Genomic DNA, 26,313 nt, shown 5'->3' on the forward strand with positions numbered 1-26,313 from the left:
TAACAAGCGCATGAAAACATTCGTCAAAGTCTCGGCAGCCGCTTTCAAGGCCACCTCAAGCGCGCTGGGCCTCTCGCTGATGCTGTGGGCACAACCCGGCGTCGCGCGAACCGAAGATGCGCCCAAGGCCCGACCGAATATCGTCCTCGTCATCCTGGATGATGTGGGCGTTGACGCGGTGTCCGACATGTATCCTGGCATGATCGATCGTCTCGTGGAGCAGTACGGACCCTCGGGGCTCAATCATCCGAATTACCGGGCGATCAAGGGGCGTCCGGCCTCCACCCCCGTGCTGGATCGTCTGGCGGGGGAGGGGCGCACCTTCACCAACGCCTGGGCACAGCCCTTCTGCTCACCGACCCGCGCATCCATGCTCACGGGCCTGTACGCCCATAATACGGGACTGCGCGATTATGAGGATTGGCTGTCGCAAAAGCAGCATTCCTTCGTGGAGGATCTGCAGGCGGCCGGCTACACGTCCGCGGTGTTCGGCAAATGGCACATGGCTGGCCTTAACCAATATCCCGGCATGAAGCCCAAGGAAGCCGGTTTCGCGCTGTTCGAAGGCAATTTGAACGGGGCGATCACCGATTACTGGCATCATGATTATCAAGTGCAGGATTCTGCCAGCCCTGACTCGGAATGGCGAACCGAGCCGGCGCCGGTCCGCTCACTGCCAGGCATCGCGCCGACCAGTTTCGAGCCGGTCGTGCGGGCCGCCGATACGCTCAACTGGATCAAGCGCAACCAGGCTGAAGCGCCCGACAAGCCGTGGTTCGCCTGGCTCGCCTTCAACATGGTCCATATCACGGCAGGACCGCAGCCGTCCTTCGTACCGAATGCGGATACGCTCGATGCCAAGTCCCGCGCCGAGATTCAGGCGTGTGGCGGAAAGTTCGGCACCTCTGAGCTCGGCGAGTGCTCCCCGCCGGCCCTGAACCGGTCCTGGGCCAATTCGACCGATACGGTTCTCGGTATATTCCTCAAGGAGCTCAAGAAGCTCAGCCCGGACACCTATGTGATCATTCTGGGCGATAATGGCACGCCTATGTATGGCCGCCCGGCGGTCGATTTCATCGACAATATGTACCTGACGGCCAAGGGCAGGGCCAAGGGCACCGGTTATGAAAGTGGCATGCGGGTTCCGCTGGTGATGCTGGGGCCGGACATCAAGCCGGGCTACAGCGATGCGCTGACACACGTCGTCGATATCTACTCGACCGTCCTCGATCTGGCGCATGTGGCCAAGCCGCAGCAGGTTCCCAATCGCGCCGGCAACATGATTCCGCTGGATTCGGTGTCTCTCGCGCCTGTCCTCTTCGACGGAAAGGACAGCGTCCGTGACGAGGAGAAAGACTTCATCATATCCGAAACCGTAATCCCTCTGAAAGACAGGGAGCGGCAGGTCGCCATCCGCAACAAGCGCTATAAGCTGCTGTATATCAAGTCAGAAACGGGCAATCCCTCCTGCGCTTATTACAACCTCGCGAACGACCCGCTGGAAGAGTTTCCGATATCCAAAGCCGAGGTCGGCAGCCTGTTCGACGGGAGCATGAAGGGACTGAACATATCCTGTCAGGGCGGATCCTGATAATTTTGGCAGGCGTGCAAGATGACAGAATTTCGTCCTGCACGTTACCGCACTTGTCCGAAACCGCTTGGAGCGAGCGGACGCCCGACACGCGGGCATGACGGAATGGAACGGATCGGTTCAGATCGTGTCCCGGCGCGCGTGGGGGCAGAGCGTACCAACTCGTGAAGCGAACCCCACCGCCTTGGCACAAGTTCGATAATATATATTATGTTAAATTTATGCCGTCAGCCAGCAGTGGATTGATCATCACGACCACCGATACCCGGCCCGTTATATCGCCCTAACCTGTCCTTCGTGATCAGCCAGAAAAATTCCAGATTGCGGGCATAGCGCATGGCGTAGCGTCGTGGGTCGGATACGACGCGGTGAAACCATTCGAGACCGAGCTTGCGCATCCATACCGGCGCGCGCTTCACGACTTGCGCTTCGTAGTCAATTGTGGCGCCTACGCCCATGAAAAGCTTGACGCCTGGCATGCGGTGTTTGTGGCGACTGATCCAGATTTCCTGCTTCGGGGCCCCCAAGCCCACCACCAAGCATGTCGCGCCTGAGCGGTTGATCATGTCGATCGCCGCGTCGCACTCGGCTGGGTCGTCGACGAAATTCATGGACGGACCATGCGCGCCCACAACGATTTGGCGCCCGGCCAAGCGATTGATCCGCTCCTGGGCCGCTTGAGCGACGCCCGGCTTCGCGCCGAGCAGGAACATGGTCACATCGGGATTGTCGGCATGGTGCCGCCAGTAAGCCGGCACGATGTCCGAGCCGCATGCTTTCTTCATCGGGCCTCGACCAGTGAAGACCACGCCAGCCTTCACATATTTGCTGTCGCAAGAGATGACGGTCGCGGCCGAATAGGCTTCGCGGAAGGCGGCATTGCGCTGGAGTTGATACAGGTGATCGACATTGGCGGTGAAGAGAACATCGTCATCCAGATTGGCGACAATTTCTTCGACTGACAGGTCGTCGAGCCAGATGTTCAGTAGCCTGACTTTGCGCCACGTTTGGCCATTGGAGCGCTGGATTGTCCGGATATCCGTCATTCTGTTCCGCATTCGGGGATCTGAGGGAGCTTCCTCTTATAGATGGATATTGGGTTTGAAATGGTTAATCGCAGAGCATAACGGTTTTGCGAGGGCCGCCTTCATTGGGCGCTCATGCGCGGTCCTGACAGCTTCCCGCATTGACGGGCGCGCTTCACGGTCATACTCGGGCAGTGGGCGCCCGTAGCTCAGCAGGATAGAGCATCAGATTCCTAATCTGGGGGCCACAGGTTCGAATCCTGTCGGGCGCACCACCCTCCGGCGCCGATCAGTTGACCTGATCGGGTGGGGCGATGGGGATCAGCAAGGGGGCGACGGGTAGCCCCTCTTCCAGCATCTCGCGGGTTTCCCTGGCGTTGGCCGTCCCATGGATCAAGCGGCTCTCGGTTTCGCCATAATGCATCGCGCGGGCCTTGTCGGCAAAACGTTCGCCAACCCATTCAGATTGCCCGATCATTTCTGATTGAGCTTGGGCCAGCGCTGTCATCAACGCACCGATCCGCTCGGCATCCGCCTCGGACATGACTGGAATGGCACCCGCGCCCTCCGGCATGGCGAGATCGGTGCGACTCGATGTCCTCTGGTTGCCCTTGGCCGCCACGGCGGGAGCCATCACCGCTTTCTCGATCCTGTCATCCCCGCAGGTGGGACACAGCAACAGCCCCCCTCCCCACTGGGTTTCGTAGTCTGCGGATGACCGGAACCACACTTCGAAAACATGATGGTGGCCGCATTTGAGATCGAAGGAAATCACAACAAAACAACGCCCTGAATAGACTTTCTATGAGCCAGTACCGGGATTTTCGAGCGGACCTCGGCAATGCGATCAAGGTCAAGATCCGCGAAATACAGCCCCGGCACCTCCCCCGCATCGAGCAGTACGGTGCCCCATGGATCGATGACCAGACTGTGGCCGTAAGTCCGCCGACCATCCTCATGCAGACCGCATTGGGCGCTCGCAATGACGAAGGCGGCGGATTCTATGGCGCGGGCACGCAGCAGCACATGCCAGTGCGCCTCGCCCGTCGGCACGGTGAAGGCGGCGGGCACGGAGATGATGTCCGCCCCGGCATTGCTCAGCGCACGGAAAAGGTCAGGAAAGCGCAGATCGTAGCAGATTGTCAGGCCGATCTTGCCCAACGGCGTTTGCGCCAGAACCGCCTCTTGGCCGCTCTGGTACACGCTGGACTCGCGCCAGCGCTCGCCGCTCGTCAGATCAACGTCAAACAGATGAATCTTGTCATAGCGCGCGCGAATCTCGCTGGCGGCGTCGATGACAAAACCGCGGTTGAAGCGCTTGCCGGTTTCCGGATCGCGCAGAGCCAGCGATCCGAGATGCACCCACAAGCCCGAAGCCTGCGCGGCCTCCCGGACGGCGCGGAGCGTCTCGTCCTCATCCTCGGTCGCCAGCGCGGCTTCTGATCGGGTGCGATCCTGATCGAGCAGGCCGCTCATTTCCGGCGTGAACAGCATGGCTGCGCCGCCGGCCGCTGCATTGTGCACCGCCGTGACCAGTGTCTCGCGATTGCGTGCCGGATCGATGCCGGCATTCATCTGCAAAATGGCGACGCGCACGACGATGGCCCGGGTCAGGCGTTCAGCAACGGGTCGAGCTTGCCGCTCCGTTCGAGCGCCATCAGATCGTCGCTGCCGCCAATATGCTGGCCGTCGATAAAAATCTGCGGGAAGGTGGCGCGGCCATTGGCGCGCTCGATCATCTCGGCACGCTTCTCGCCGCCCATGGTCAGATCATATTCCTCGAAGTCGACGCCTTTCTCCCGCAGCAGCGCCGTTGCCCGCGCGCAATATCCGCAAAAGGCTCGCGTGTAGATCTCGACATGCGCCATGCGTGGCTGTTTCCCTTGTGATAAGTCTCAAGAACGGATGTCGTGCGCATGGAAACGAATGTCAATGTTCGCCCATGCCCACCCGCGTCCAGCACAGCACCTCGATCCGCCGCACGCCCGCAGACCGCAGCACGCGCGCGCAGGAGCTCGCGGTGGCGCCGGTCGTCCAGATATCGTCGATCAGGATCACATGGCGGCCCGCCAAACGCGCAGCCGCTCCGGGGGCGAGCGCGAAGGCGCCTTTCACGATCTTTTGTCGCTCCCGCCGGCTCAGCATATGGAGCGGCGGCGTCGCCTTCACGCGGCGCAAAAGCTCCGGCTCCAGCACGCCGCCAGTCCGGCGGGCAATATGGCGGCCAATCAGCGCGGACTGATTGAACCCACGGGACCAGAGTCGCCAGCGATGCAGCGGGACCGGCAGGAAAAGAGGGGGATCGGCTGATCCTGCGGCTTCGTCCAGCACGACCAGTCGCGTCATATGCTCTGCCATGACCCGCGCGAGGCTGAGCCGCCGGCCGTATTTCAGGCGATGGGCCACGGTTCGTGCAATCTCGCCATAGGTCATGACGGCGCGCGCGCGATCATAGGGCGGCGGCTCGGATAGGCAGGCCCCGCACCTGATGTCCCCGCCGAGCGGCCCCGGCAGGTCGGCCCCGCATGTCGCGCAGATCGGCTCGCCGATAAAATCGATGGACAGCCAACAGTCCGCGCAGAACGTCCCCACCGCGCCGACCACGACACCGCAGCCGGGGCATCGCGGTGGCAGCGCATAATCGAGCAGAGGCGCGAGTGCGGCCTGCAAAATCGTCCGAACGGCCATAAGCGGCTTGTTCCACGCGGCGGGAGTCGGCACAAGCCCGGCCATGACTGTCCCGGTGATCTTCAACGAGGCTTTGCGGGCCCAGCGCCGCGACCGCGCCTCCGGCAATTTCGCAGCGCATGACTTTCTTTACGCCGCGATGGCCGATGCAATGCTGGAGCGATTGGACGACGTGACGCGTGCCTTTCGGGACGCACTCGTCATCGGATGTCCGGATCGCCGCCTGATCGATGCCCTCGCTGCACGGGGTTGCTCGGTAACGGCCGCCGATCCCGGCGCGCGGTTCGCGCAGGCCTGCGGTGGCGACATTATTCGGGAGGATGCCCTCCCCTACCCGCCGGAACGCTTCGACCTCATCCTGTGCTCCGGCACGCTCGATACGATCAACGACCTGCCGGGCGCGCTGATTGCGCTGCGCCGCGCGTTGCGGCCCGATGGTTTGCTCCTCCTGACGATGATCGGCGCGGGATCGCTGGCGCGGCTCAAGGCAGCGCTGCTGGCGGCCGACGGGGAGAGGCCCGCCCAGCGCATTCATCCGCAGATCGACGTCCGCGCGCTCGGCGATCTGCTCGCCCGTGCCGGCTTCACCATGCCGGTGGCGGATAGCGACAATCTGGACGTGCGCTATGGCTCGATCTTCAGCCTGATGGCAGATCTCCGCGGCATGGGCGCGGCGCAGTGCCTCGCCTCGCCGCCGCCGCCGCTGACGCGCGCAGGGCTGTTGCAAGCGGCTGCGCACTTCGCGCAGGCCGCTGACCCGGATGGGCGGACGCGGGAACGCTTCGTGGTCCTGCATGGCAGCGGTTGGGCGCCCGATCCGGATCAGCCCCGCCCTGCAAGGCGCGGCAGCGCGACGGTGTCGCTGGCGGAGGCTCTGCGCCCCTCCCGCGCCACCGAGAACTAGGCGCTAGAGCAGCGCGTCCAGCATTGCCACGAGCGGTGCGTCGGCGGGGGGCATGTCGAGCGCGAACAACTGGCTCGTATGGAGCCAGCGGCTGTCCGGCGCTTCTGTCGGCTGAACGACGCCCCGCCATTTGCGGCAGACGTACAGCAAGAGGAGCAGTGGTCGCTCGCCGATCATGCCGGTCGCAAAGCTCGCTGGCGCGAGGCAGGCGGTTTCGGTCTCGATCGTGAGTTCTTCGCGCAGCTCGCGGATCAGCGCTGCTTCGGGGGTTTCATCGGGCTCGACCTTGCCGCCGGGGAACTCCCACAAGCCGCCCATCGCCTTTTCATGCGGGCGCTGCTGCACGAACACCCGGCCTTGCGCATCCACCAGCGCCGCGGCGACGACGACCAGTGGCGGTTTGCTTTGGTTCATTCCGGTCATGCTCGGGCGATCATCCTACAAATTGTTAACGGCTTGCGCTTTACACCGCGTTGGACCGACATCTGCTTTCAGGAAAACCCTCGTGCGGGCCTTCATCCACAGCCTTCTCGTATCCCAAAAAGGCGCCACCGCCGTCGAATATGGGTTGATCCTCTCGCTGATCGTGCTGGCGCTCGTCACAGGCGTATCGCACCTGGGTTCATCGACGACCCGTACCTGGAATGAAGTATCGAACGAAGTGACCAGCCATTAACCACCATTTTTTTACAACTGGGCCCTAGGTTAGGAATTTGGAAATCAATCGGCCGTATCGATAGCCTGCTTGCTGACCCCATTCAGTAGCCGGGTGTGATTGATACCAAGGATTTGAGGAGACCTCCTATGAAGACCCTTCGCAAGTTGTTCAAGAACGACAAGGGCGCGACCGCCATCGAATATGGCCTGATCGCAGCCCTGATCGCCGTCGCCGCCATCGCCGGCATGAGCGCCATTGGCGGAAGCCTCGGCAACACGTTTAATGGCGTGTCGGGCAAGCTTAATGCGTCTGGCGCTAGCGGTTCTAGTGCAGGAACCGGTAATAGCAGCAACTGAGGCAGTTTCGACGACTCCCTCATAAGAACGGGTGGCGACCTCGCGGTTGCCACCCGTTTTTGTTTATTCAACCCAGCGCTCAGTAGGTCACGATCTTGACCCGGCTGCCTGCGGACAAGGCGGTGTTGGACGACAATCCGTTCAGCACCAGGAACCGCTCGACCTTGTAATCGTCGAACGCCATGCGGCTGGCCAGCGTTTGCATAGTATCGCCCTGACGCACCGTCACCAGTTGCAAGCGGCGGGGCTTGATCGCCGCCGCCTCCTTGTCCGTCATGCGCGTCACGGAGTTGATGAGTGTGGAGAGCGATCCCAGTCCCCGCCCCGCCGGCGTGACCGTAATGAAGTGATAGGCCGTCGACGGGCCGAACTGATAGGCAACCACCGTCACGTCGAGCCGCGTTCCCTGGCTGTTGGCCATGCTGGCCGAGCCCGACGCGACCGGCAGGCCGTTGATGGTGGTGCGCTGGACGCGAATGTCCGGCGCCTGCCCTTGCCCAGCCAGCTGATTGAAGACTGACTGGACATAGCCATCCAGATTGCCATTGAACTGCGCCATCGAGAATTGCGCCTGGCCGGATTGGCCGACAACCGCCACGGCGCTGGCGCCGTTCTGGATCGAGAAACCCTGGGGCGCCGTGAACTTGAGCTTCATCACCGGATGCAGGAACTGATTGCCCTGCACGATCCCGTCCTTGGGATCGTCGCCGTAGATCATGCCGCCCAGTTGATTGAGGAACACGTCGCGATTGCGCAGCGTGTTGGTGGAGCGGGTCGCCTGCGCATTGGTGAGCGCGCGGCGCACGCGGGAGGCGGGATCGGGGTGTGTGCTGGCCCATTCGGGCACCGCCGTACCCTGACCGCGCACCTGCCCGTCCAGCGTGTTCTGCGCGGCCAGCGAGGCGAGCATGGACGAAAGCGCCTTAGGATCGTAGCCCGCGCTCGCGAGATAGCGGATGCCAAGATCGTCCGCCTCATATTCCTGCGACCGGGAGAATTTGAGGGTCAGCAATTGCGTGCCCGTGCCGATGCCACGTTGCAGGAGCTGGCCCAGCCCGGAGTCGCCCGCGACAGCGCCAACCAGCACCTGCCCCAGCACGCCGAGGATCGAGTTGCGGGTGGCTGCGCTCTGGCGGCGCTGGCCGTGCTGGGCTGCGACGTGGCCGACTTCGTGGCCAAGGACGCCCGCCAGCTCGGCTTCGTCATTCATGAGTGCCAGCAACTGGCGAGTTACATAGACATAGCCGCCGGGGATCGCGAACGCGTTATTCACCGATGAATTGAGCAGACTGATCGTGAAATCATTCTGCTGGTTCGACAGGCTCGACTGGACGGCGATGCGCTTGCCGACGCTGGTCACATAGGTGGCCTGCGGACCATTATAGACCCCGCCGAATTCCGCCAGAAGCTCCGGATGTGCCTTGGCGCCCTGCTGGCGCTCGGACTGGCTCATCGAGGTCGCCGTGCGGATACCGCCCTGCTGTGCCTCACTCGATTGCGTGGTTGCGCAGCCTGCCACGAGGGCGCCGCTCAACCACAGCATCAGATATTTGCGGCCCATAGCCTCCCCTTCTCATTCAGGTCTATTTTGCGACGAACCGAAAATAGACAGACGTTGAGGGAATGCAAATCGCCTTGGGCTGTTCCCGTTGTCAGGCGCCCATGGCCAGAAACTTCTGCGCTCGCTGCGTGCGCAGCGCATTCGAATCTTCGCTGGCGAGGGCACCAAGCTCTTCCAGAATTGCGCCCTTGAGGCTTGCGATAGCCGAGTCGGGCGCCCGATGAGCACCGCCCACCGGCTCCGGAACGATCCGGTCGATCACCCCCAGGCTGGCGAGCTGCTGCGCGGTGACCTGCATGGCTTGCGCCGCGTCCGCCGCCTTGTCGGCAGTCCGCCAGAGGATGGAGGCACAGCCCTCAGGCGAGATCACAGAATAGATCGCATGTTCGAACATCAACACGCGGTTGGCAGAGGCCAGCGCCACGGCGCCGCCCGATCCGCCTTCGCCCACCACGGCCGCGACCAGCGGCACGCCGAGGGTGAGGCAAGCCTCGGTCGCACGCGCGATCGCCTCCGCCTGGCCCCGCTCTTCGGCCTGCACGCCGGGGAAGGCGCCTGAGGTGTCGACCAGCGTTACCACGGGCAGGCCAAAACGATCGGCCATCTGCATCAGCCGGATCGCCTTGCGATAACCATCCGGCATGCCCATGCCGAAATTATGCTTTACCCGGCTAGCGGTATCATTGCCCTTCTCATGGCCGATCAGCATCACCTTGCGGCCCTCGATGGTCGCAAAGCCGCCCTGAATGGCCTGATCGTCGGCAAAGGCGCGGTCGCCAGCCAGCGGCATAAAGTCGCTGCACATGCCCTCGACGAAATCGCGGAAGTGCGGCCGCTGGGCATGGCGCGCGACCTGCGTCTTCTGCCAGGGCGTCAACCGCGCGTAGAGGTCCCCGAGCATCGCCGTCGAGCGCTGCTGCAGCTTTTCGACCTCCGCATCGATATCGATGGAATCATTGTCCGCCGTCTCGCGCAATTCGTCGATCCGGGCCTGGAGTGCCGCTACCGGCTTCTCAAAGTCGAGATAACTGATCATGCTGGCGCGCTATACGCCGCGTCGCTTGAGGTCAACGAGCGGATGGCGTGCGTTAACGAGTGCAACCAGTCGCGCGGCGTCGACATGGGTATAAATCTGGGTGGTCGCGATGTCGGCATGGCCCAGCATCGCCTGCAGTGCGCGCAGGTCTGCACCCCCTTCCAGCAGATGGGTCGCGAAGGCATGACGCAGGACATGCGGGCTGACCCGCGCCGGATCGATACCAGCCTCGGCGGCCAAAGCGCGCACCAGCTGGAAGAGTCGCACGCGGCTCAAATAGGATTTGCCCGATGGGAAGAGCCAGGCACTGTCCTCCGGCACATGCGCTCGCCACGCGGCCACCGCCGCGCGCGCACGGTCGGAGATCGGCACGAGCCGCTCGCGCCCGCCCTTACCCCGCAGGATGAGAAAGGGGCGATCGGTCGCCATGGCCTTGGCGGGCAACGAAACCAGTTCGGTCGCACGCAGCCCGGAACCGTAGAGCAACTCGATCAGCGCCGCGAGCCGTACGTCGAGCGGATTGACCGGCACGCGCGCAATCCGTTCGGCGATGACCGCAAAAATCGCATCGACATCCTGATGAGACAGTATTTTGGGGAGCGGACGCTGCAGGCTGGGCCTTGCCAGACTCGCGGCGGGATTGTCAGCCCGGACCGCCTCTGCCTCCAGAAAAGCGAAGAAACCTCGTAGCGCCGAAAGTTTGCGCGCGACCGTCGATGTCGCGAGATCTCGCCATGATGCAGCCAGCGAGGTGAGCCGGGTAGCGTCCGCATGTGCCAACCCCTGGCAGCGCACCGCGGCGTCTTCGAGATCGGTTCGATAGGCGAGCAATGTGTTGCGCGAGGCGCCGCGCTCGGCCGCCATCATGGTGAGATAGCGGCTGATCAGCGTGGCATCGCACGAACCGACGACCGACTCGCGCTCGTCCGCACCGGCCATCAGAGCCGGGCCATCGCCTCGGCGCCGATCATCCGCGCATAAGCCTCAAGACCGACAGCGTTCAGGCTCGATATGATGTAATAGAGCTGCTCGGGCGTCATGTTGCGCCAGTTGAGGCTCTGCATCCCGACGCCCGCCAGCAGCGCTACCGTGCCCTGCTCCCGGCGTGCCGCCGCCGCAACGATTGCCCGGACCCATGGACGCCGCGAGGACATGTTGATCCCGGCATCCTGCAAAAGCTGCGCCCGCTCGCCAGCAGGCAGGCGATTGAGCCCACCCAGCACGGCGACAAGGCTATGACCACGCAACTTGTCTTCTGCCTCATCGGCGTCGACAAAAGCGGCGATACGATTTGCGGACAGGTCCACCGCTGCATCGGGCAGGCCGGTCGCCAACAGGGCCCAGCTGCGTTGCTGCGCATCGCCATCCAGCCCCTCGAGCACGCTGCGCCAGCGCGCGGCGCTCCGATCATAGCCGCCCGCAAGCATGGCAGCGATCAGCCAGGGCGTATCCTCGCCTGCTTCGGCGTAGACCGGCAGCGCCGCAGCCGCGCGCGCGACAGCGGGCAAAGCGCCATAGTAAACGCCGCCCGGCCCCGCACTCCAGCCACCTGCCGGCTGGGCCTGCCAGAAATCGCGCATCGCGGAAATTCGCGCGCCGGTATCGCCCGAGCCATAGGCCGTCCGCAACCAGTCGACGCGATCATTCGCGGTAGCCTCGGCGGACTCGTCCTCTGCCAAGGCAGCGAAGAAGCCCAATGTTGCGGCGCCTGAGAAAACGCCCAGCTGTGAGGCGACTCCTACGCCGGCCAAACGATCCATCGGCGACAGATTGGCCGCGCGAGCCTGCCAGGCGAGCACCTGCGGCCCGGCTGTCTGGAACAGCGCTGGCGGAATAGCGACATTGGTCGCCGTCGCCAAGCCATAGCGCCATGTCGTAAGCTGGGTCACGCCATCCCACTCGATCTTCACCGAGCGGCGGCTGTTCGGCCCAGCGCCGACCACCTTTTCGGCAAGCCGGTAATCGATGCCCCGGGCGATGCCGCGCCGCTGCGCCTGGCTGAGCAATGCGCTCGCCGTGCCCTGATCTGCCGAGAAGGACGCGCAGATGGCCTGCGCCATGAACCAGCCCGGCTCGTCGCTCATATCCCGCGCGCGCGGCAGCAGCGGGCAGAAGCCGGCGGGATCGGCGGTAGCGAGTTGCACCTGCATCGCCACGGAATAGAGCCGGCGGCTATACTGATCGGCATCGACCTGCTGGATCAGCAGGCGCGCATTATCCGCCTCGCCCATGCGTAGCAGCAGCCATGCGCGCTCGGCCGCCCAGTCCGCACCACCGATGTCCGACGGCGTGGAGACCTGAGAAAGCAACGCCCGGCGCATCAAAATGCTCGCCCAGCGAGACATGACCGGCGCGCGCATCGTGCGCATTACGCCGGCAAGGGCCTGCCCATTGCGTTGCCCGAAGGCGCTTTCGCCCAAGCCGCCCTGCGCCCTCTTGAGTGGGCCGATCCGGTCCAGAGACCGGCGTGCGGACGGGGGCAGATCGTATTTCTCGGCGATTTCGTCGGCTACCGTCTCGTTCACCGCCTCGTCGGCCGCCAGGGCATTGGCGGCGCGGTCGACGACGGCGCCGGGCGGCAGCAGCGGCGTGGGCGCCGGTGCGGCCGGCCGCGCGGGCTGCGGTGTCGCCGGCTGCGGCCCGCTGGGCGACGGCGTCGGCGCGGCATCGCCAAATCCGGGCGGCAGCAGCGATTCAGGGCCGCTCTGCGCCAGCACGGGAATGCTGAGCGCCAGCGCGCTCAAACCCGCCAGCAAGCCAATCTGTCTGCCTCGCACTGCCCTGCCCTAACCGGCAAGTTGCTCGGCGGAAACCGGCAGCTCGATCTCGGTGACGGGTCGTTCAGCGCCATTCCACCAGGACAGCACGAGGAGCAGCACGATGACGACCAACAGAATGACGCCGATCAGCGACAGCGGATTGCGCGGACGGCGTGAGCGATAGGACTGTTGATAAGGGTCGCGGCGGCTGAGTTTCATGATGGGGGATCGGGCCTTACCGTTGCAGTGACATATGCCTGATGGCGTTCGAACGCCGTTGCCTCAGACGTTGGCGGCTGTATAGCCGCGCAGATCATGGGGCGAAACGATAAATATCGCGAAGAGGCCATCGCAGGGTTATCCGCAGGACCTTCCATCGTCCTGGTGGGCCTGATGGGCGTGGGAAAGTCCACCATCGGCCGTCGCCTCGCAGCCCGGCTCAACCTGCCCTTTGTCGATGCTGACGACGAGATCGAGCGGGCGGCCGGGATGACCATTCAGGAAATCTTCGACACCTATGGCGAGCCGGCCTTTCGCGATGGCGAACGGCGCGTGATCGCTCGGCTGATTGACGGTGTGCCCAAGGTTGTCGCCACCGGTGGCGGCGCTTTCGTCAATGACGAGACGCGGGCGCTGATCCTCGCGCACGCCACGGCCGTCTGGCTGGATGCCGATATCGACATTCTCGTTGACCGTGTTTCGCGGCGCGATGGCCGCCCCCTGCTCAAGGGCCGTGAGCCGCGCGAAGTGCTCAAGAGCCTCGCGGCGGCGCGCACGCCCTTTTACCAGCAAGCCCCCATCCACATCAAAAGCTCGGACTCGCCGCATGAGGCGACCATCGACAAGATCGTGAAAGCGCTCAACCCATGACCACCGTCCCCGTTTCCCTTGGTGAGCGCAGCTATGATGTCCGCATCGAAGCCGGGCTGATGGAGCGCGCGGGCGAGGCGCTGGCGCCTTTTGCCAGCAGCCGATCCTTTCTGGTCGTGACGGATACGCATGTTGCGACGGCCCAATGGCCGCGCCTTGCGGCCGCGCTGGAGCGGGCTGGACTGGCGGCCGAGCTGGTGACGCTTCCGGCGGGCGAATCCACCAAGAGTTGGCAGCATCTCGAAGCCCTGACCGACCGGATGATCGCCCATGGCATCGAACGGCGGGACCATGTGATTGCACTGGGCGGCGGAGTGATCGGCGATCTGGTCGGTTTCGCGGCATCCATCGTCAAGCGGGGCTGCAACTTCGTGCAGATCCCGACCACTTTGCTCTCGCAGGTGGATAGTTCGGTCGGCGGCAAGACCGCGATCAACAGCCGGGCAGGCAAGAACCTGCTCGGCGCGTTCCATCAGCCATCACTCGTGCTGATCGACCCCGACACCCTCGATACGCTCGGCCCGCGCGAAGTGCGCGCCGGCTATGCCGAGGTGGTGAAGTACGGCCTGATCGACGATGCCGAGTTTTTCGCGTGGTGCGAGGCGAACGGCACGGCGCTGATGGCTGGCGATCCGGATGCCCGCGCCCACGCCATTGCCCGTAGCGTCGCCGCCAAGGCCGCAATCGTCGCCGAGGATGAGCGCGAGACCAGCGGTCGCCGGGCATTGCTCAACCTTGGCCACACTTTTGGCCATGCGCTGGAGGCGGAAACCGGCTTTTCGGATCGACTGCTGCATGGCGAGGGTGTCGCGGCGGGCATGGCCCTAGCTTTTGGATACTCCATGCGGCGGGGCGAATGCCCTGCTGAGGATGCAGAGCGGGTCGTTGCACATCTGCGCGCCGTCGGCCTGCCGGCCTCGCTGGCGGATGCGGGTGTCTCCGCGTCCGGCGCGCGGCTCGTCGAGCATATGCTGCATGACAAGAAGATGAGCAGCGGCACCCTGCCCTTCCTGCTGGCCCGTGGCATCGGCAAGACCTATCTCGCCAAGGATGTCGATCTGGCGGACGTTGCCGCCTATCTCGACGGCGCCTGAACCTAGCAGGGTCGCGCTCAGTCAGCCCGCGTGAGTTGCCAGGCCAACCAGAGCCATCCCAGGATCATCACCACGCCGCCAATCGGCGTGATTGCGCCGAGCCAGCGCGGGGCACCCAGCGCCATGGCGTAGAGCGTCGCCGCGAACAGCGCGCTCCCGCCCAGCAGCGCCCAGGATGGACCGCTGCTGACCGGCAGGCGCAAAATCGCCAGCACTGCCACGGCATGGACAAGCTGATAGACGCCGCCGGTCCGTAACCACTCCGCCGCCTGCGGGCTGCTGGCAGCATGAGCGCCGAATGCCGACGCACCAATGGACAAGGCGGCGCTCAGCGCCGCCAGCATGCCGATCATGACGACGTCTCCGCCTGCGCGTCCCCATTTGCGCGGGCGAGAGCGGCGGCCGTGGCCTCGAACGCCAGTCGCATCGACGGGTGCCGGGCGGGATAATCGCGACCGGCTGCGAGCAAGGCGAGATCCGGCCAGTCCGGCAGGGCATCCTGCTCCCCGGCCAGATAGCCCCGCCATGCCTCGCTCACCGACTCGATGGTTGCGCGATCAGCGCCGATAGCTTGCGCGGCGAGAATCGCAGAGGCCGCCTGTCCCAGCGCGCAAGCCTTGGCATCGACCCCGAAGGCGGTGATGCGGCCGGCCTCATCCACCCGCAAGCTGACCGAGACACGACTGCCGCAGGTCGGCGAGCGCCGCTCTTCAACGAAATCAGCCTGATCGAGCGGCGGATAGGCCGAAATGCCGGCAGCGCGACGCAGCACATCCATGCTGTAGAGCGCGCTGCTCATGCGCCGGTGCCTTCACTGCGCGGCATTGCTGTCCTCGCCACTCGCGTTGCTACTCTCAGCGCCATCATCCTCAAGAATGCCGAGCAGGCCGCCGCGCCGGCTGTTCTCCGCCATCCAGCCGCTCATCGCCGCGCCGCTCGCGCTCAGCAGCGGATAGGACCGGGACAGCCGCATCCAGTCCGGCCGATTGGTCTGCACGCCGTAGATGGCATCATAACCGATCGTGAACAGCACGAAGGCGATGGTCGCCACCAGCAGGCCCTTGATGGCGCCGAAGCCAAGGCCCAGCGTCCGGTCGAACAGGCCGAGCAGCGAGGTCTTGGTCTTGTCGCCGATCCAGCGCGCCAGCAGCGTGCCCAGCATGAAGACGACGCCGAACACCGCGACGAATGCCAGCAGCGCCGCGACATACTCCGCCCCCACAATGGTATCGAGCAGAGCCGTGAATGGCGCGTGGAACAGCCGCACCGCGACGATGGCGCCAATCAGTGCAGCAAGCGACAGCGATTCGGTCACGAACCCGCGCAGGAAGCCCCGCACGGCCAAGCCACCGATGAGCAGAAGAACGGCAAAATCCAGCACGGTCATGCCGGCTGGCTAGTCCCGCCCAAGCAGATGGTCAACAAGATCGCCGAGCCGGCGGAATCCGGTCGTCGAAATGCCACTGGCCTGCGCCGCGCTGGATGCCGGCAACAAGGCACGCCCGAAGCCGAGCTTGGCGGCTTCTCGCAGGCGCAGCGCACTATGGGCGACCGGGCGCAACTCGCCGGACAGCGCGATTTCCCCGAGCATCACCGCGTCATGCGGCACGGGTTTTTCGGAAAGCGCCGAGATCAGGGCAGCAGCGACGGCAAGGTCGGCGGCAGGGTCCTGCAAGCGGTAACCGCCAGCGACATTGAGATAGACCTCGCAAGTCGCAAAGCTCAAGCCGCAGCGGGCTTCGAGCACGGCCAGCACCATGGCCAGCCGGCCGCTATCCCAACCCACGACGGCCCGGCGCGGGGTCGCGCCGCTGGCCAGTCGCACCGTCAGCGCCTGCACTTCCACCAGAACCGGCCGCGTACCTTCAAGCGCGGGAAAGACTGCCGTGCCCGCCACGCGCTCCTCACGGTCGGTCAGAAACAGCGCCGAGGGATTGCCGACTTCCTGCAGTCCCTCCTCGACCATTGCGAACACGCCGATCTCGTCCGTGCCGCCAAAGCGGTTCTTGATCGCGCGAAGGATACGATATTGGTGGCTGCGCTCCCCCTCGAAGCTGAGCACGGTGTCCACCATATGCTCCAGCACGCGCGGCCCGGCGATGGTGCCATCCTTGGTGACATGGCCAACCAGAATGAGCGCCGTCCCGCCGCGCTTGGCGAAGCGAATCAACTCCTGAGCGCTCGCCCGCACCTGACTGACCGTGCCCGGCGCGCCTTCGATCAGGTCGCTGTGCATGGTCTGGATCGAATCGATGATGAGCAGATCGGGCTCTTCCCGCTGCCCCAATGTCGTCAGAATATCCCGCACGGAGGTGGCGCTGGCGAGATGCACCGGCGCATCGCCCAGCCCCAGCCGCCGGGCGCGCAGCCTGACCTGATCGGCAGCTTCCTCGCCACTCACATAAACGACATGCCGCCCGGCCTTGGCCATCCGCGCCGCAGCTTGAAGCAGCAGGGTAGATTTGCCGATGCCCGGATCGCCGCCGATCAGACTTGCGGACCCCGCCACCAGCCCGCCGCCGACTGCGCGGTCGAATTCCGGCAGGCCAGTGTTCATCCGCTCGGGCAGAGCGATATCCGCATCGAGCCCAATCAGATTAATCGCCTGCCCGCCGGCCTGCAGATCGTGCTTGGCCGAGAACGCCGTGGGCGGCGCTTCCTCGATCAGACTGTTCCATTCTCCGCAGTCATCGCACTGCCCTTGCCAGCGGGACGCCACCGCCCCGCAGGCCTGGCACACATATCGACGTTTCACTTTCGCCATGCGCCCTCTTAGCAGAACGAAGAGGGAACGCCAGAGGCGAGATCAGCTCTTCATGAGGATCTGTTCGATCTCGTCGACCGGATGGCTGGTGAGCGTCTTGCCGATTTCGCCGGCGAGCCGATCCTTGAGCGTCTTGTGATAATGGCGGCGCATCTCACCCAGGGTGATCGGCGCGGCGACAATGACGAGCTGATCAAACGATCCCTCCATGGCGCGCTTGTTGAGCAGCGCGACCGCATCCGCTGCGAAGCGGTCTTCCGCCTGCTGCTTGAAGTCGGTTTCTTCCATCGCACTGCGATCCTGGCTGTTGGGTGCCGAAGCGAAGCTGCGCCCCGGCCGATCGGTCGAAAGATCCTGATCCTGCTCGGATTTCTGCTCCACCGCCTCTTCGACCTGAAGGTTGAGAAACTCCTCGTCGCCAGCATTACGGAACAGCAGCATCTTGCTGCCATCGACCACCATCACGAGCGCGTCATGAGCAACTTTCATCATCATCCTCCAAGATTGTGATATAAGTTGAATGGCTGAGCCGGCGCGGAGTTGCCTTTTTCTTGGCCATGGGGTTGCCTTGCGGCCGATAAGGCCAAATCTACGGCGCAATGATCAAGGTCGCTTCCTACAACATCCGCAAAGCCGTCGGCACCGATCGGCGCCGTATGCCAGAGCGCATCATCGATGTGCTGAACGAGCTGGATGCCGATGTGATTGCCCTGCAGGAAGCCGACCGCCGCTTCGGCATCCGTCATGCGGTGCTGCCGGATCGCCTGCTGGAGATGCATTCGGATTATCGCGCCATCGAGTTGCCGACGCGAGTCGAGAGCATGGGCTGGCACGGCAATGCGCTTCTCGTCCGGCGCGACCAGAGTCATGCCGATGCCAGCGTGATCCATCTCCCCTGCCTCGAGCCGCGCGGCGCTGTGATGGCCTGTATCGAGATCAAGGGCATTCGCTTGCGGACGGTGGGGATGCACCTCGACCTCTCCGGCCTCTGGCGGCGGCGGCAGGCTGCGGCGGTTCAGCATCATGTCGATATGGTAGATGTCCAGCATCCCGCCGATGCGACCATCCTGATGGGCGATACGAACGAGTGGACCGCCAATCGCGGGTGCCTGCAGGATTTCTCGCGCCACTACGACATCGCGCCATGCGGCCGCAGTTTCCACGCCCGCCGCCAGATTGCCGAACTCGACCGGATCATGTGGCGGGGCGGCCTGACGCTGACCGACAGCGGGGTCCATTCCTCCGTGCTGGCCCGGCGCGCGTCCGATCATCTTCCAGTCTGGGCCACGTTCGACCTTCGTTGATTTGCGGATAATCCGTGCAACGGCTCGACAAGCCGGCTGCGGCGCGCCAATCTGCGGTCATGCGGGAGAAGGAACTGAGGCTGGCGCTGGTCTGCTATGGTGGAGTCAGCCTCGCCGTCTACATGCACGGGGTCACCAAGGAGATCTGGCATCTGGCGCAGGCCAGCCGCGATTTCCGCAGCGGTCGACCGGGCAATCTCGTTTACCAGCGCATTCTGGAGACCTGCCTTGCGGAGACCGGCCTGCGAGTGCGGATTCTGCCGGACATCATTGCCGGGGCCAGCGCGGGCGGCATCAACGGCGTGTATCTGGCGCAGGCCATAGAGAGCGGTCAGTCGCTCGACCCGCTGACCGAACTTTGGCTGCGTTGCGCCGATGTCGACATTTTGCTCGATCCCGACGCGCGCCCGCTCTCGCGCTTCACCAAATTCTGGGCCGCGCCGCTGCTCTGGCTGCTGCTGCGCCGCCGCAATGACACGGTGTCCCGCACCGTGGCTCCGGAAACGCGCTCGGAAGTGCGACGCAAGCTCTCCAACTTCATCCGGGCGCGCTGGTTCGCGCCTCCCTTCGGCGGGAAGGGGTTTACCGAGCTGTTGCTCAATGCCTTCGATGCGATGGAAAAGGCTCGCGAGACAGCGCCGGAGAAGAGCGGAAGATCGCTGCTGCCCCGTGGGCATCCGCTGGACCTGTTCGTCACCGCTACGGATTTTACCGGCCATGAGGAACGGCTGCGCCTCAATAGCCCGCCGGAAATCAGCGAGACCGAGCACCGGCTTACGATTGGCTTCCATGCCCGGGGTGGGCAACCGCGCACACTCGCCGACCCTGCCGAACTCGCGTTTGCCGCCCGCGCGACGGCCAGCTTTCCGGGGGCCTTTCCGCCGTTCACGGCTCGGGAAATGGACAAGGTGCTGGCCGACCGCGACCGCGCCTGGCCCGGTCGCGATGCGTTTTTGCGCCGCGTACTGCCCGGTCACAGCGCCACCGGCGATGCGGAGGACGCCGTGCTGATCGACGGATCGGTGCTGGCCAATGCGCCCTTTGCGCAGGCAATCGATGCGCTCAAGAATCGCCCGGCGCGGCGGACGGTTGACCGGCGCTTTGTGTTCATCGAGCCGACGCCGAGTGCGCCCGGCTTTCGCCTCACCTCCCCTTCCCACCATGCCCAAAATGGTGAGCGCCCGGTCCCGGGCTTCTTCCGCACGATCTTTGGCGCGGTCAGCGATATTCCGCGCGAACAGCCGATCCGGGACAATCTGGAGGCGATAGGCGCCCGCTCCAGCCGCATTCACCGGATGCTGGAAATCACCGAACGCTTGCGGCCGGACATCGAGCGAACTGTGGACCAGACTGTCGGCCTCAGCCTACTGCTCAGCCGGCCCTCGCCGCGCCGTCTGGCGCATCTGCGCGCGAGGCTGCAGCAAAAGGCCTCGCGGGCGGCGGGCTTTGCCTATCCCGCTTATGGCTATCTCAAATATGCCGGCATCATCGATGAACTGGCCGATCTGCTCAGTCAACTCCGCGATGCCCCTGGCATGGCCGCGCGCGACAGTCTGCGGGAGCCGCTGCGTGCGCAGCTCCATGCGGCGGGCGTGGACCAGATGGACCCCGGATCGGGCGATGGCGCGAGCGCGGCGCTCATTCTGTTCTATCGCAATCACGACATTGCGTTCCGCATCCGCCGGCTGCGCTTCCTCGCCCGGCGCCTCGTCCAGCTCCGTGAGCAGACTGTGGAAGGCGCCAGCGAGGAGGATGAGGGGAACGGCGCCGCCCTCTCCGTCATGCAGGATATGCTCTACGAAGCCATCGGCCTTTATGCCGAACGTCAGACGCCGTCATGGTTTGGCGCGGGCACACGCGAAGCCCTGCGGCCGCACGGCGATAACCTGATGGCGTCCCTTGCGATCATCGCGGAGGCGCGGGGCTTGCGGGATCTGGACCAGCAGATCGACGCGCGCTTTGCGGCTGCCTGTGTGGCGCTCCCGGCCGAGGACCGGCGGACCTTGCTCAAGGCCTATCTCGGCTTCCCTTATTACGACATTGCGACCTTTCCGCTGCTGCAGGGAGAAGGTCTGGACGAGTACGACCCCATCAAGGTGGATCGCATATCTCCCGAAGATGCCGTGGCGATCCGCAAAGGCGGCGCACCGGCGACGCTGCGTGGCATCGAATTCAACTGCTTCGGTGCGTTCTTCAGCCGTGCCTATCGCGAAAATGATTATCTCTGGGGCCGGCTCCATGGGGCTGATCGACTGATCGACATCCTGCTCTCCACCATGCCGCCGGAAATCGCCGCCGATGACGCCCGCAAGGCGGCCTGGAAGCGCGCGGCCTTCGAAGCGATTTTGGATGAGGAAGAGCCCCGACTGACCCTGATCCCGGGCCAGATCGCGACGATCCGCGCCGAGATCGCTCAGATCGGCGCCTAGCGCTTGATCAGCGTCACCTGCGAGACATCGATACTGCGTCCAGCGAAACCGCCTTCGCAATACATGAGATAGTAGCGCCACATGTCCACAAACCGCGCATCGAACCGGGCGGGCAGACGACCTGCATCCACCACTGCGTCAAAGCGCGCGCGCCACTGTCGCAGTGTCCACGCATAATCGAGGCCGAAGCGAGTCTGGTCTGCCCATTCCAGCCCTTCGCGCTGGGCAAGATCGCGAAAGCGCCGCTCGGCAATCAGGCAACCGCCGGGGAAGATGTAGCGCTGGATGAAGTCGGCCCGCGCGGCATAGGCCGGGAAAATCTCGTCATCGATGCTGATATACTGGATGGCCGCGCGCCCGCCGGGCTTGAGCAGCCGGGCAATGCAGGCGAGATAAGTCGGCCAATAGCGCTCCCCGACAGCCTCCACCATTTCCACGCTGGCAATCGCATCGAACGGGCCGGCACAGTCGCGATAATCCTGCAGCAGGACCTGAGCCCGGTCCTGCGCGCCCAATCCCTCGATCCGGCCCCCGACGATCTGCTGCTGCTCAGTGGAGAGCGTCAGACCGGTGTAGCCGATATCGGCCCGCTCCAACGCACGCTCAGCCAGCCCGCCCCAGCCGCATCCAATTTCAAGCAGTTGCTGACCATTTTTAAGATCGAGCCTCGCCAGGAGCTCGTCGATCTTGCGAATCTGCGCGGCTTCCAGCGTCTCACGCGGATGCGCCGGGCGCGCGCTGGAGTAGGTCAGCGTCTCGTCCAGCCACAGCCGGTAGAAATCATTGCCGAGATCATAATGCTCGGCAATGTTGCGCCGCGCGCCGCGGCGGCTGTTATGCCGCCGCGCCAGCTTCCAGCGGCCCATCAGGCGCGGCAGGCCAGTCGAGCGCGCGGACTTCCCCAGCGAACGGGCATTGGCGCCGAACAGGGCGAATAGCGCAACCGGATCGGGGCTCGACCAGTCGCCATCCGCCCAGGCGCGATACCAGCCGGTCGAGCCGGATGCCGCCAGCCGGATCAAGGCCCGCCAATTGGCAAGGTGGACGATCGCGGAAAAGCCCTGCTTGCGCCCGCCGAGCAAGCGCACCGATCCATCCGGCAGATGCAGTTCGAGTGATCCACGCATCAAACCCCGGTCGGCCCTCACGAGCATGGGCTCGAACAGCCGGGTCGGCAAAGCCCGCCAGAAACGCCCACCCACCTGCGTGCCGGCCCGGCGCATCATGGCGCGCTGGCGGCTGGCTTTGGGATTGTGAATGGTCATGCGCCCATATGAGCGCATTCCTCACGCAAAGACAACCGGGGCCCGCTCAGCCTTTCGCGCGGGCATAGGCGGCGAGCGCCCGCTCTCGCGCGGCGCGATGCTCGATTAACTTGGCCGGATATTGCGCTGGCCTAACACCCGCGGACTCGGGATCGTGGATTGCGGCGTCCTTCACATGCGCCAGCTCCGGCACCCAGCGCCGGATATAGGCGGCCGCGTCGAACTTCTCGGACTGGGTGAGCGGCGCCATGATCCGCACGAACATGTTGGAATCGATCCCGGTGCCCGCGACCCACTGCCAGTTGACGGCATTGTTGCCATAATCGGCATCGACCAGCGTATCCCAGAACCAGCGCTCCCCTTCGCGCCAGTCGATGAGCAGATGCTTGATGAGGAAGCTCGCCGCGATCATCCGCACCCGGTTATGCATCCATCCGGTCTGCCAGAGTTGGCGCATCCCCGCATCGACGATCGGATAGCCGGTGCGACCCTCCTGCCAGGCCTTCAGGTCCTCCGCCGCCTCCTGGCCCGAGCGCCACGCAAAAGCATCGAACTGCGCCCGACCGTTGCGGCTGCCATAATCGCTCATCTGCGCGATCACATTCTGGGCATAATCACGCCAGCCCAGTTCGCGCAGATAAACCTCGCTGGCGCCATCCTCCCGGTCGAGTGCGTGCCACAGTGTTGCCGGCGAAATCTCGCCGAAATGCAAATGCGGCGACAAGCGCGAGGAGCCTTCGATGGAAGGCAGATTGCGGCCTTCGTCATAGTCACCGACATGGTCCATAAAGGCATCGAGCCGATCGTGGGCGCCCGTCTCGCCAGGCGACCAATCATGCGCGAACCCGCCCGCCCAATTAGGCGAAGTCGGCAGCAAGGCCCAGTCTTCGAGTTGATCACTCGCCGGCCATTTTTGCGGAGCGGGAACGGTATCGGGCGCCGGCACGGGCTGACCCGGCGGCATCACCTCCCGCAGCGCGCGCCAGAAGGGCGTGAAGATCTTGTAGGGACCGCCGCTGCCCGTGGTCAGTGCGCCCGGCGGCATGAGGTAATTGCCATCATGCAATATCAGTTCGTGAGAGCGCGCAACCGCCTTCTCTGCCTGGCGCCACCAGGGCTCATAATGGTGCAAGGCATGGATGCGGGTGGCGCCGGTCTCCGTGGCCAACGCGGCGAGAACCGCCTCGGCCTTGCCCCGGCGCAGGATCAGTCGCGATCCGCGCGCGCGCAGGGCGGCGTCGAGACTCTCGATACTATGATGCAGCCACCAGCGCGATGCGCCGCCCATCGCCCGGTGCCGCGCCGTCTCATCATCGAGAATATAGACCGGGATCACCTGCCCTTCCGCACACGCCTGTATGAGCGCGGCCTGATCGGTCAGGCGAAGATCCCGCCGGAACCATAAGATGCTCGCTGCCGACATCGCTCTACCGCACTGCTTGCGCAGGCACCTGCACGGAAAAGCTCGCGCTGGCGCCACGCCCCGCAAAGCGCTGGTCGGAAATCAGCAGATCGCCATTCTCAGCCCGCTGCGCGACCGGCATCCGCGACCAGAACAGGAAAGCCCGCGCATCCGCATCGCGCTGCCGCGCCCGCTCGACGCCGGGATCGTCCATGCCGGTCGGCATCCCTTCCGCTGCGCCTGCATCGGCTTCAAGCCCGGTGGCGAGGCTGTAGGGAAAGCCGCCGAAGCGCCCGTCCCCGCGCCAAAGCATTTCGCGCGACCAGGGTGCGAACGGACGCGGATTGGCGACCACCAGGTCCGCCTCGCGGCCTTGGGCGCGCAGCCATGCGGCGGCTTTCGCCTCCGCCGATCCGGTGATCAGCCCGTTGACGAAGATATAGGCGCAGGCGGCCGTCGCGATGATCCGCGCGCGCTGCATCATTGGCGCGGGCCCGGCGCGCTCGCCGCGCCGTGCCCAGAGATAGCCGCCGATCAGCAGCGCCCAGAGCCAGATATCGATGATGAACAGCGCATCGCCATGGAACCACTGGTCGCTGAACGGCGAGAGCAATCTGATGCCATAGCTGTTGAGCCAGTCGAACGCGGGGTGGCTGAGCGTCCCGATCTGCGCGACGACCCACAGCCAGACTATGTTCACCGGCGGCCGCGTCTCTGGCCGTGTCCCACGCTTCGCCTGCCAGCGGTCGAACGCGACCATGATTGCGGTGAGCATCAACGGCAGCAGGATCATCGCGATCGGCCCGTGCGTCAGCCCGCGTCGCAGTGCCAGCGCCTGTGTCCCCAGCAACGTGCAGGTCGCATCGATATCCGGGATGTTCGCCGCGATGATAATCGTCGGCATGGCAAGGCCAGAGGTGCGCTTGAGCCCGATCTGGCCCAGCACGGCGCCCACCATGCTGTGTGTGAGATTATCCATGCCCCCTGTCTTCACGACCCCACCGCTGCAGGTCAAGTTGCCCGAGAGGGCGGGAACGGATCAGGGGCGCGGCCGGGATCACGAAAAAAGGCGCGGACTTAGCCCGCGCCTTCTCACGTCTTCTCAGCCTTATGCGGCTTAGTAGCGGTAGTGATCCGGTTTGAACGGACCCTCGGGCGTCACGCCGATGTAAGCGGCCTGCTTGTCGGTCAGCTTGGAGAGCTTCACGCCCAGCTTCTCGAGGTGAAGCGCTGCGACCTTCTCATCGAGATGCTTGGGCAGAACATAGACCTCGTTCTTATAGGCATCGCTCTTGGTCCACAGCTCGATCTGCGCCAGCACCTGGTTGGTGAAGCTGGAGGACATGACGAAGCTCGGGTGGCCGGTCGCGCAGCCCAGATTCACCAGACGGCCCTTGGCGAGCATGATGATCTTCTTGCCATCGGGGAACTCGACCTCGTCGACCTGCGGCTTGATCTCGGTCCACTTCATGTTGCTGAGCGCCGCGATCTGGATCTCGCTGTCGAAGTGGCCGATGTTGCAGACGATGGCCATGTTCTTCATCGCGCGCATGTGGTCGAGCGTGATGATGTCCTCATTGCCCGTCGCCGTCACGAAGATGTCGGCGCGGGTCGCCGCCTCTTCCATGGTCACGACCTCATAGCCTTCCATCGCCGCCTGCAGAGCGCAGATCGGGTCGATCTCAGTCACCAGCACGCGGGCGCCGCCATTGCGGAGCGAGGCCGCCGAGCCCTTGCCGACATCGCCGAAGCCGGCGACGCAGGCGACCTTGCCGGCCAGCATCACGTCCGTGGCGCGGCGGATGGCATCGACCAGCGATTCCTTGCAGCCATAGAGATTGTCGAACTTGGACTTGGTGACGCTATCGTTCACGTTGATCGCCGGGAAGGGCAGCTTGCCCTTCTTGGCCAGCTCATAGAGCCGGTGGACGCCGGTGGTCGTCTCTTCGGACACGCCCTTGATCGCCGCGACGGTCTTGGTGAGATAGCCGGGACGCTCGGCGAGGAAGCGCTTGAGGGTTGCGACGAAGATCGTCTCTTCCTCGTTGGACGGCGCGAACAGCTCTTCACCGGCCTCGACACGGGCGCCCCACAGCGCGAACATTGTCGCGTCGCCGCCATCGTCCAGGATCATGTTGCAGGTCGTGTCCTGACCCCAATCGAAGATCTTGATGACATAGTCCCAATATTCCTCGAGCGTCTCGCCCTTGATGGCGAACACGGGGATGCCCCGCTCGGCGATCGCGGCGGCGGCATGGTCCTGGGTCGAGAAGATGTTGCAGGTGGCCCAGCGCAGCTCTGCGCCCAGCTCAGCCAGCGTCTCGATGAGCACAGCGGTCTGGATCGTCATGTGCAGCGAGCCGGTGATCCGCGCGCCCTTGAGCGGCTTGGATGCACCGAATTCCTCGCGCAGCGCCATCAGGCCCGGCATTTCGGTCTCGGCGATCTCGATCTCCTTGCGGCCGAAGCCAGCGAGGGAGATGTCCTTTACGATATAGTCCTGGGCCACGGTCGCCACTGATCATTCTCCTGATTGCCTGAGCCGGGGCCGCTACGCACGCCACCGGTAACACCGCGGCGCCTTACCAAGGCTATCGCTCCCTCGCA

General features: G+C 64.5%; 28 protein-coding genes and 1 tRNA gene. 9 read left to right on the plus strand and 20 right to left on the minus strand.

The genetic code is table 11. The annotated features are described in order from the left end of the window. Nucleotides 1-10 precede the first annotated feature (10 nt). A complete protein-coding gene (locus tag M2342_RS09645; protein WP_264578916.1) occupies nucleotides 11-1,591 on the plus strand; it encodes a sulfatase in 1,581 nt (526 codons plus the stop codon). 227 nt (nucleotides 1,592-1,818) lie between these two features. On the opposite strand, the gene M2342_RS09650 is transcribed toward M2342_RS09645, so the two are convergent. Then, nucleotides 1,819-2,637 carry a WecB/TagA/CpsF family glycosyltransferase gene (locus M2342_RS09650; protein WP_264578917.1) on the minus strand — a complete coding sequence of 273 codons (819 nt, stop codon included), beginning with the start codon at nucleotides 2,635-2,637 and terminating at the stop codon, nucleotides 1,819-1,821. 177 nt (nucleotides 2,638-2,814) lie between these two features. Between M2342_RS09650 and M2342_RS09655 the strand changes: the two genes are divergently transcribed. Continuing rightward, nucleotides 2,815-2,891: transfer RNA gene (locus M2342_RS09655), tRNA-Arg, on the plus strand. A gap of 14 nt (nucleotides 2,892-2,905) precedes the next feature. On the opposite strand, the gene M2342_RS09660 is transcribed toward M2342_RS09655, so the two are convergent. The 4 genes from M2342_RS09660 to M2342_RS09675 form a co-directional block, all read right to left on the minus strand. Then, nucleotides 2,906-3,391 (minus strand): DUF1178 family protein, encoded by a 486-nt coding sequence (locus tag M2342_RS09660; RefSeq protein ID WP_264578918.1) that lies wholly within the window; start codon nucleotides 3,389-3,391, stop codon nucleotides 2,906-2,908. After that, on the minus strand, nucleotides 3,388-4,212 hold the full coding sequence (locus tag M2342_RS09665) for a carbon-nitrogen hydrolase family protein (RefSeq protein WP_264578919.1): 825 nt from the start codon (nucleotides 4,210-4,212) through the stop codon (nucleotides 3,388-3,390). Before M2342_RS09665 ends, M2342_RS09660 begins: the two co-directional genes overlap by 4 nt. Before the next feature lie 14 nt (nucleotides 4,213-4,226). Then, entirely contained in the window at nucleotides 4,227-4,484 is a 258-nt protein-coding gene (grxC, locus tag M2342_RS09670; protein WP_181559704.1) for a glutaredoxin 3, read from the minus strand. 61 nt (nucleotides 4,485-4,545) lie between these two features. Then, nucleotides 4,546-5,304 (minus strand): ComF family protein, encoded by a 759-nt coding sequence (locus M2342_RS09675; protein WP_264578920.1) that lies wholly within the window; start codon nucleotides 5,302-5,304, stop codon nucleotides 4,546-4,548. Nucleotides 5,305-5,347: 43 nt separating this feature from the next. Here M2342_RS09675 and M2342_RS09680 point away from each other — a divergent pair, with 43 nt between their 5' ends. After that, nucleotides 5,348-6,208, plus strand: coding sequence for a class I SAM-dependent methyltransferase (locus M2342_RS09680; protein ID WP_264578921.1), 861 nt, complete (start codon nucleotides 5,348-5,350; stop codon nucleotides 6,206-6,208). 3 nt (nucleotides 6,209-6,211) lie between these two features. Here M2342_RS09680 and M2342_RS09685 read toward each other — a convergent pair whose 3' ends face one another. Beyond that, nucleotides 6,212-6,622 (minus strand): (deoxy)nucleoside triphosphate pyrophosphohydrolase, encoded by a 411-nt coding sequence (locus M2342_RS09685; RefSeq protein WP_264578922.1) that lies wholly within the window; start codon nucleotides 6,620-6,622, stop codon nucleotides 6,212-6,214. A gap of 91 nt (nucleotides 6,623-6,713) precedes the next feature. Here M2342_RS09685 and M2342_RS09690 point away from each other — a divergent pair, with 91 nt between their 5' ends. Continuing rightward, nucleotides 6,714-6,884 carry a Flp family type IVb pilin gene (locus M2342_RS09690; protein ID WP_264578923.1) on the plus strand — a complete coding sequence of 57 codons (171 nt, stop codon included), beginning with the start codon at nucleotides 6,714-6,716 and terminating at the stop codon, nucleotides 6,882-6,884. A 128-nt stretch (nucleotides 6,885-7,012) separates the two neighbouring features. Next, complete coding sequence (locus M2342_RS09695) at nucleotides 7,013-7,222, plus strand: Flp family type IVb pilin (RefSeq protein ID WP_264578924.1); 210 nt, start codon at nucleotides 7,013-7,015, stop codon at nucleotides 7,220-7,222. A 79-nt stretch (nucleotides 7,223-7,301) separates the two neighbouring features. Here the strand turns inward: M2342_RS09695 and M2342_RS09700 are convergent, their stop codons facing one another. From M2342_RS09700 to M2342_RS09720, 5 genes are all read right to left on the minus strand, one after another. Then, on the minus strand, nucleotides 7,302-8,783 hold the full coding sequence (locus M2342_RS09700) for a M48 family metalloprotease (protein WP_264578925.1): 1,482 nt from the start codon (nucleotides 8,781-8,783) through the stop codon (nucleotides 7,302-7,304). Between the two features lie 91 nt (nucleotides 8,784-8,874). Further along, nucleotides 8,875-9,819, minus strand: coding sequence for an acetyl-CoA carboxylase carboxyltransferase subunit alpha (locus tag M2342_RS09705; protein ID WP_264578926.1), 945 nt, complete (start codon nucleotides 9,817-9,819; stop codon nucleotides 8,875-8,877). Between the two features lie 9 nt (nucleotides 9,820-9,828). Further along, complete coding sequence (locus M2342_RS09710; RefSeq protein WP_264578927.1) at nucleotides 9,829-10,758, minus strand: tyrosine recombinase; 930 nt, start codon at nucleotides 10,756-10,758, stop codon at nucleotides 9,829-9,831. Next, nucleotides 10,758-12,596 (minus strand): hypothetical protein, encoded by a 1,839-nt coding sequence (locus tag M2342_RS09715; protein ID WP_264578928.1) that lies wholly within the window; start codon nucleotides 12,594-12,596, stop codon nucleotides 10,758-10,760. The genes M2342_RS09710 and M2342_RS09715 overlap by 1 nt, the downstream gene beginning before the upstream one ends. 9 nt (nucleotides 12,597-12,605) lie before the next feature. Further along, on the minus strand, nucleotides 12,606-12,797 hold the full coding sequence (locus M2342_RS09720; RefSeq protein ID WP_181559713.1) for a hypothetical protein: 192 nt from the start codon (nucleotides 12,795-12,797) through the stop codon (nucleotides 12,606-12,608). 96 nt (nucleotides 12,798-12,893) lie between these two features. Here M2342_RS09720 and M2342_RS09725 point away from each other — a divergent pair, with 96 nt between their 5' ends. Both M2342_RS09725 and aroB read left to right on the plus strand, forming a co-directional pair. Beyond that, nucleotides 12,894-13,448: a shikimate kinase gene (locus tag M2342_RS09725; RefSeq protein WP_264578929.1), complete on the plus strand. Its 555-nt coding sequence runs from the start codon at nucleotides 12,894-12,896 to the stop codon at nucleotides 13,446-13,448. Further along, nucleotides 13,445-14,542 carry a 3-dehydroquinate synthase gene (aroB, locus tag M2342_RS09730; RefSeq protein ID WP_264578930.1) on the plus strand — a complete coding sequence of 366 codons (1,098 nt, stop codon included), beginning with the start codon at nucleotides 13,445-13,447 and terminating at the stop codon, nucleotides 14,540-14,542. The genes M2342_RS09725 and aroB overlap by 4 nt, the downstream gene beginning before the upstream one ends. 17 nt (nucleotides 14,543-14,559) lie before the next feature. Here aroB and M2342_RS09735 read toward each other — a convergent pair whose 3' ends face one another. Genes M2342_RS09735 through M2342_RS09755 form a run of 5 tightly spaced genes read right to left on the minus strand, consistent with a single transcriptional unit; the run spans nucleotide 14,560 to nucleotide 17,795 of the window. Beyond that, nucleotides 14,560-14,895 carry a DUF423 domain-containing protein gene (locus M2342_RS09735; RefSeq protein WP_264578931.1) on the minus strand — a complete coding sequence of 112 codons (336 nt, stop codon included), beginning with the start codon at nucleotides 14,893-14,895 and terminating at the stop codon, nucleotides 14,560-14,562. Then, nucleotides 14,892-15,341, minus strand: coding sequence for an iron-sulfur cluster assembly scaffold protein (locus tag M2342_RS09740; RefSeq protein ID WP_264578932.1), 450 nt, complete (start codon nucleotides 15,339-15,341; stop codon nucleotides 14,892-14,894). The genes M2342_RS09735 and M2342_RS09740 overlap by 4 nt, the downstream gene beginning before the upstream one ends. A 12-nt stretch (nucleotides 15,342-15,353) precedes the next feature. Next, a complete protein-coding gene (locus M2342_RS09745; RefSeq protein ID WP_181559718.1) occupies nucleotides 15,354-15,929 on the minus strand; it encodes a CvpA family protein in 576 nt (191 codons plus the stop codon). A 9-nt stretch (nucleotides 15,930-15,938) separates the two neighbouring features. After that, complete coding sequence (gene radA, locus M2342_RS09750; RefSeq protein WP_264578933.1) at nucleotides 15,939-17,306, minus strand: DNA repair protein RadA; 1,368 nt, start codon at nucleotides 17,304-17,306, stop codon at nucleotides 15,939-15,941. A 42-nt stretch (nucleotides 17,307-17,348) separates the two neighbouring features. Beyond that, nucleotides 17,349-17,795, minus strand: coding sequence for a host attachment family protein (locus M2342_RS09755; protein WP_264570351.1), 447 nt, complete (start codon nucleotides 17,793-17,795; stop codon nucleotides 17,349-17,351). Nucleotides 17,796-17,905: 110 nt separating this feature from the next. Here M2342_RS09755 and M2342_RS09760 point away from each other — a divergent pair, with 110 nt between their 5' ends. Then, nucleotides 17,906-18,610 (plus strand): endonuclease/exonuclease/phosphatase family protein, encoded by a 705-nt coding sequence (locus M2342_RS09760; RefSeq protein WP_181559721.1) that lies wholly within the window; start codon nucleotides 17,906-17,908, stop codon nucleotides 18,608-18,610. A 59-nt stretch (nucleotides 18,611-18,669) separates the two neighbouring features. Continuing rightward, nucleotides 18,670-21,039 (plus strand): patatin-like protein, encoded by a 2,370-nt coding sequence (locus M2342_RS09765; protein WP_264580030.1) that lies wholly within the window; start codon nucleotides 18,670-18,672, stop codon nucleotides 21,037-21,039. Here the strand turns inward: M2342_RS09765 and M2342_RS09770 are convergent. From M2342_RS09770 to ahcY, 4 genes are all read right to left on the minus strand, one after another. Then, nucleotides 21,036-22,304, minus strand: a complete 1,269-nt coding sequence (locus M2342_RS09770; protein ID WP_264578934.1) for an SAM-dependent methyltransferase — start codon at nucleotides 22,302-22,304, stop codon at nucleotides 21,036-21,038. The genes M2342_RS09765 and M2342_RS09770 overlap by 4 nt on opposite strands. 46 nt (nucleotides 22,305-22,350) lie before the next feature. Continuing rightward, on the minus strand, nucleotides 22,351-23,727 hold the full coding sequence (locus M2342_RS09775) for a cryptochrome/photolyase family protein (protein ID WP_264578935.1): 1,377 nt from the start codon (nucleotides 23,725-23,727) through the stop codon (nucleotides 22,351-22,353). Between the two features lie 4 nt (nucleotides 23,728-23,731). Continuing rightward, on the minus strand, nucleotides 23,732-24,685 hold the full coding sequence (locus tag M2342_RS09780) for a metal-dependent hydrolase (protein WP_264578936.1): 954 nt from the start codon (nucleotides 24,683-24,685) through the stop codon (nucleotides 23,732-23,734). A 138-nt stretch (nucleotides 24,686-24,823) separates the two neighbouring features. After that, nucleotides 24,824-26,224 carry an adenosylhomocysteinase gene (gene ahcY, locus M2342_RS09785; RefSeq protein ID WP_181559725.1) on the minus strand — a complete coding sequence of 467 codons (1,401 nt, stop codon included), beginning with the start codon at nucleotides 26,222-26,224 and terminating at the stop codon, nucleotides 24,824-24,826. Nucleotides 26,225-26,313: the final 89 nt, after the last annotated feature.

It is taken from the genome of Sphingobium sp. B8D3A, from assembly GCF_025961995.1.
GTDB lineage: Bacteria > Pseudomonadota > Alphaproteobacteria > Sphingomonadales > Sphingomonadaceae > Sphingobium.

Excerpts from the sequence above, each read along its gene's own strand:
- M2342_RS09645 (WP_264578916.1), top strand. The coding sequence starts at position 11 with ATGAAAACATTCGTCAAAGTCTCGGCAGCCGCTTTCAAGGCCACCTCA.
- M2342_RS09650 (WP_264578917.1), bottom strand. The coding sequence starts at position 2,637 with ATGACGGATATCCGGACAATCCAGCGCTCCAATGGCCAAACGTGGCGC.
- grxC (WP_181559704.1), bottom strand. The coding sequence starts at position 4,484 with ATGGCGCATGTCGAGATCTACACGCGAGCCTTTTGCGGATATTGCGCG.
- M2342_RS09675 (WP_264578920.1), bottom strand. The coding sequence starts at position 5,304 with ATGGCCGTTCGGACGATTTTGCAGGCCGCACTCGCGCCTCTGCTCGAT.
- M2342_RS09680 (WP_264578921.1), top strand. The coding sequence starts at position 5,348 with ATGACTGTCCCGGTGATCTTCAACGAGGCTTTGCGGGCCCAGCGCCGC.
- M2342_RS09685 (WP_264578922.1), bottom strand. The coding sequence starts at position 6,622 with ATGAACCAAAGCAAACCGCCACTGGTCGTCGTCGCCGCGGCGCTGGTG.
- M2342_RS09695 (WP_264578924.1), top strand. The coding sequence starts at position 7,013 with ATGAAGACCCTTCGCAAGTTGTTCAAGAACGACAAGGGCGCGACCGCC.
- M2342_RS09700 (WP_264578925.1), bottom strand. The coding sequence starts at position 8,783 with ATGGGCCGCAAATATCTGATGCTGTGGTTGAGCGGCGCCCTCGTGGCA.
- M2342_RS09705 (WP_264578926.1), bottom strand. The coding sequence starts at position 9,819 with ATGATCAGTTATCTCGACTTTGAGAAGCCGGTAGCGGCACTCCAGGCC.
- M2342_RS09710 (WP_264578927.1), bottom strand. The coding sequence starts at position 10,758 with ATGGCCGGTGCGGACGAGCGCGAGTCGGTCGTCGGTTCGTGCGATGCC.
- M2342_RS09720 (WP_181559713.1), bottom strand. The coding sequence starts at position 12,797 with ATGAAACTCAGCCGCCGCGACCCTTATCAACAGTCCTATCGCTCACGC.
- M2342_RS09725 (WP_264578929.1), top strand. The coding sequence starts at position 12,894 with ATGGGGCGAAACGATAAATATCGCGAAGAGGCCATCGCAGGGTTATCC.
- aroB (WP_264578930.1), top strand. The coding sequence starts at position 13,445 with ATGACCACCGTCCCCGTTTCCCTTGGTGAGCGCAGCTATGATGTCCGC.
- M2342_RS09735 (WP_264578931.1), bottom strand. The coding sequence starts at position 14,895 with ATGATCGGCATGCTGGCGGCGCTGAGCGCCGCCTTGTCCATTGGTGCG.
- M2342_RS09740 (WP_264578932.1), bottom strand. The coding sequence starts at position 15,341 with ATGAGCAGCGCGCTCTACAGCATGGATGTGCTGCGTCGCGCTGCCGGC.
- M2342_RS09745 (WP_181559718.1), bottom strand. The coding sequence starts at position 15,929 with ATGACCGTGCTGGATTTTGCCGTTCTTCTGCTCATCGGTGGCTTGGCC.
- radA (WP_264578933.1), bottom strand. The coding sequence starts at position 17,306 with ATGGCGAAAGTGAAACGTCGATATGTGTGCCAGGCCTGCGGGGCGGTG.
- M2342_RS09755 (WP_264570351.1), bottom strand. The coding sequence starts at position 17,795 with ATGAAAGTTGCTCATGACGCGCTCGTGATGGTGGTCGATGGCAGCAAG.
- M2342_RS09760 (WP_181559721.1), top strand. The coding sequence starts at position 17,906 with ATGATCAAGGTCGCTTCCTACAACATCCGCAAAGCCGTCGGCACCGAT.
- M2342_RS09765 (WP_264580030.1), top strand. The coding sequence starts at position 18,670 with ATGCGGGAGAAGGAACTGAGGCTGGCGCTGGTCTGCTATGGTGGAGTC.
- M2342_RS09770 (WP_264578934.1), bottom strand. The coding sequence starts at position 22,304 with ATGACCATTCACAATCCCAAAGCCAGCCGCCAGCGCGCCATGATGCGC.
- M2342_RS09775 (WP_264578935.1), bottom strand. The coding sequence starts at position 23,727 with ATGTCGGCAGCGAGCATCTTATGGTTCCGGCGGGATCTTCGCCTGACC.
- M2342_RS09780 (WP_264578936.1), bottom strand. The coding sequence starts at position 24,685 with ATGGATAATCTCACACACAGCATGGTGGGCGCCGTGCTGGGCCAGATC.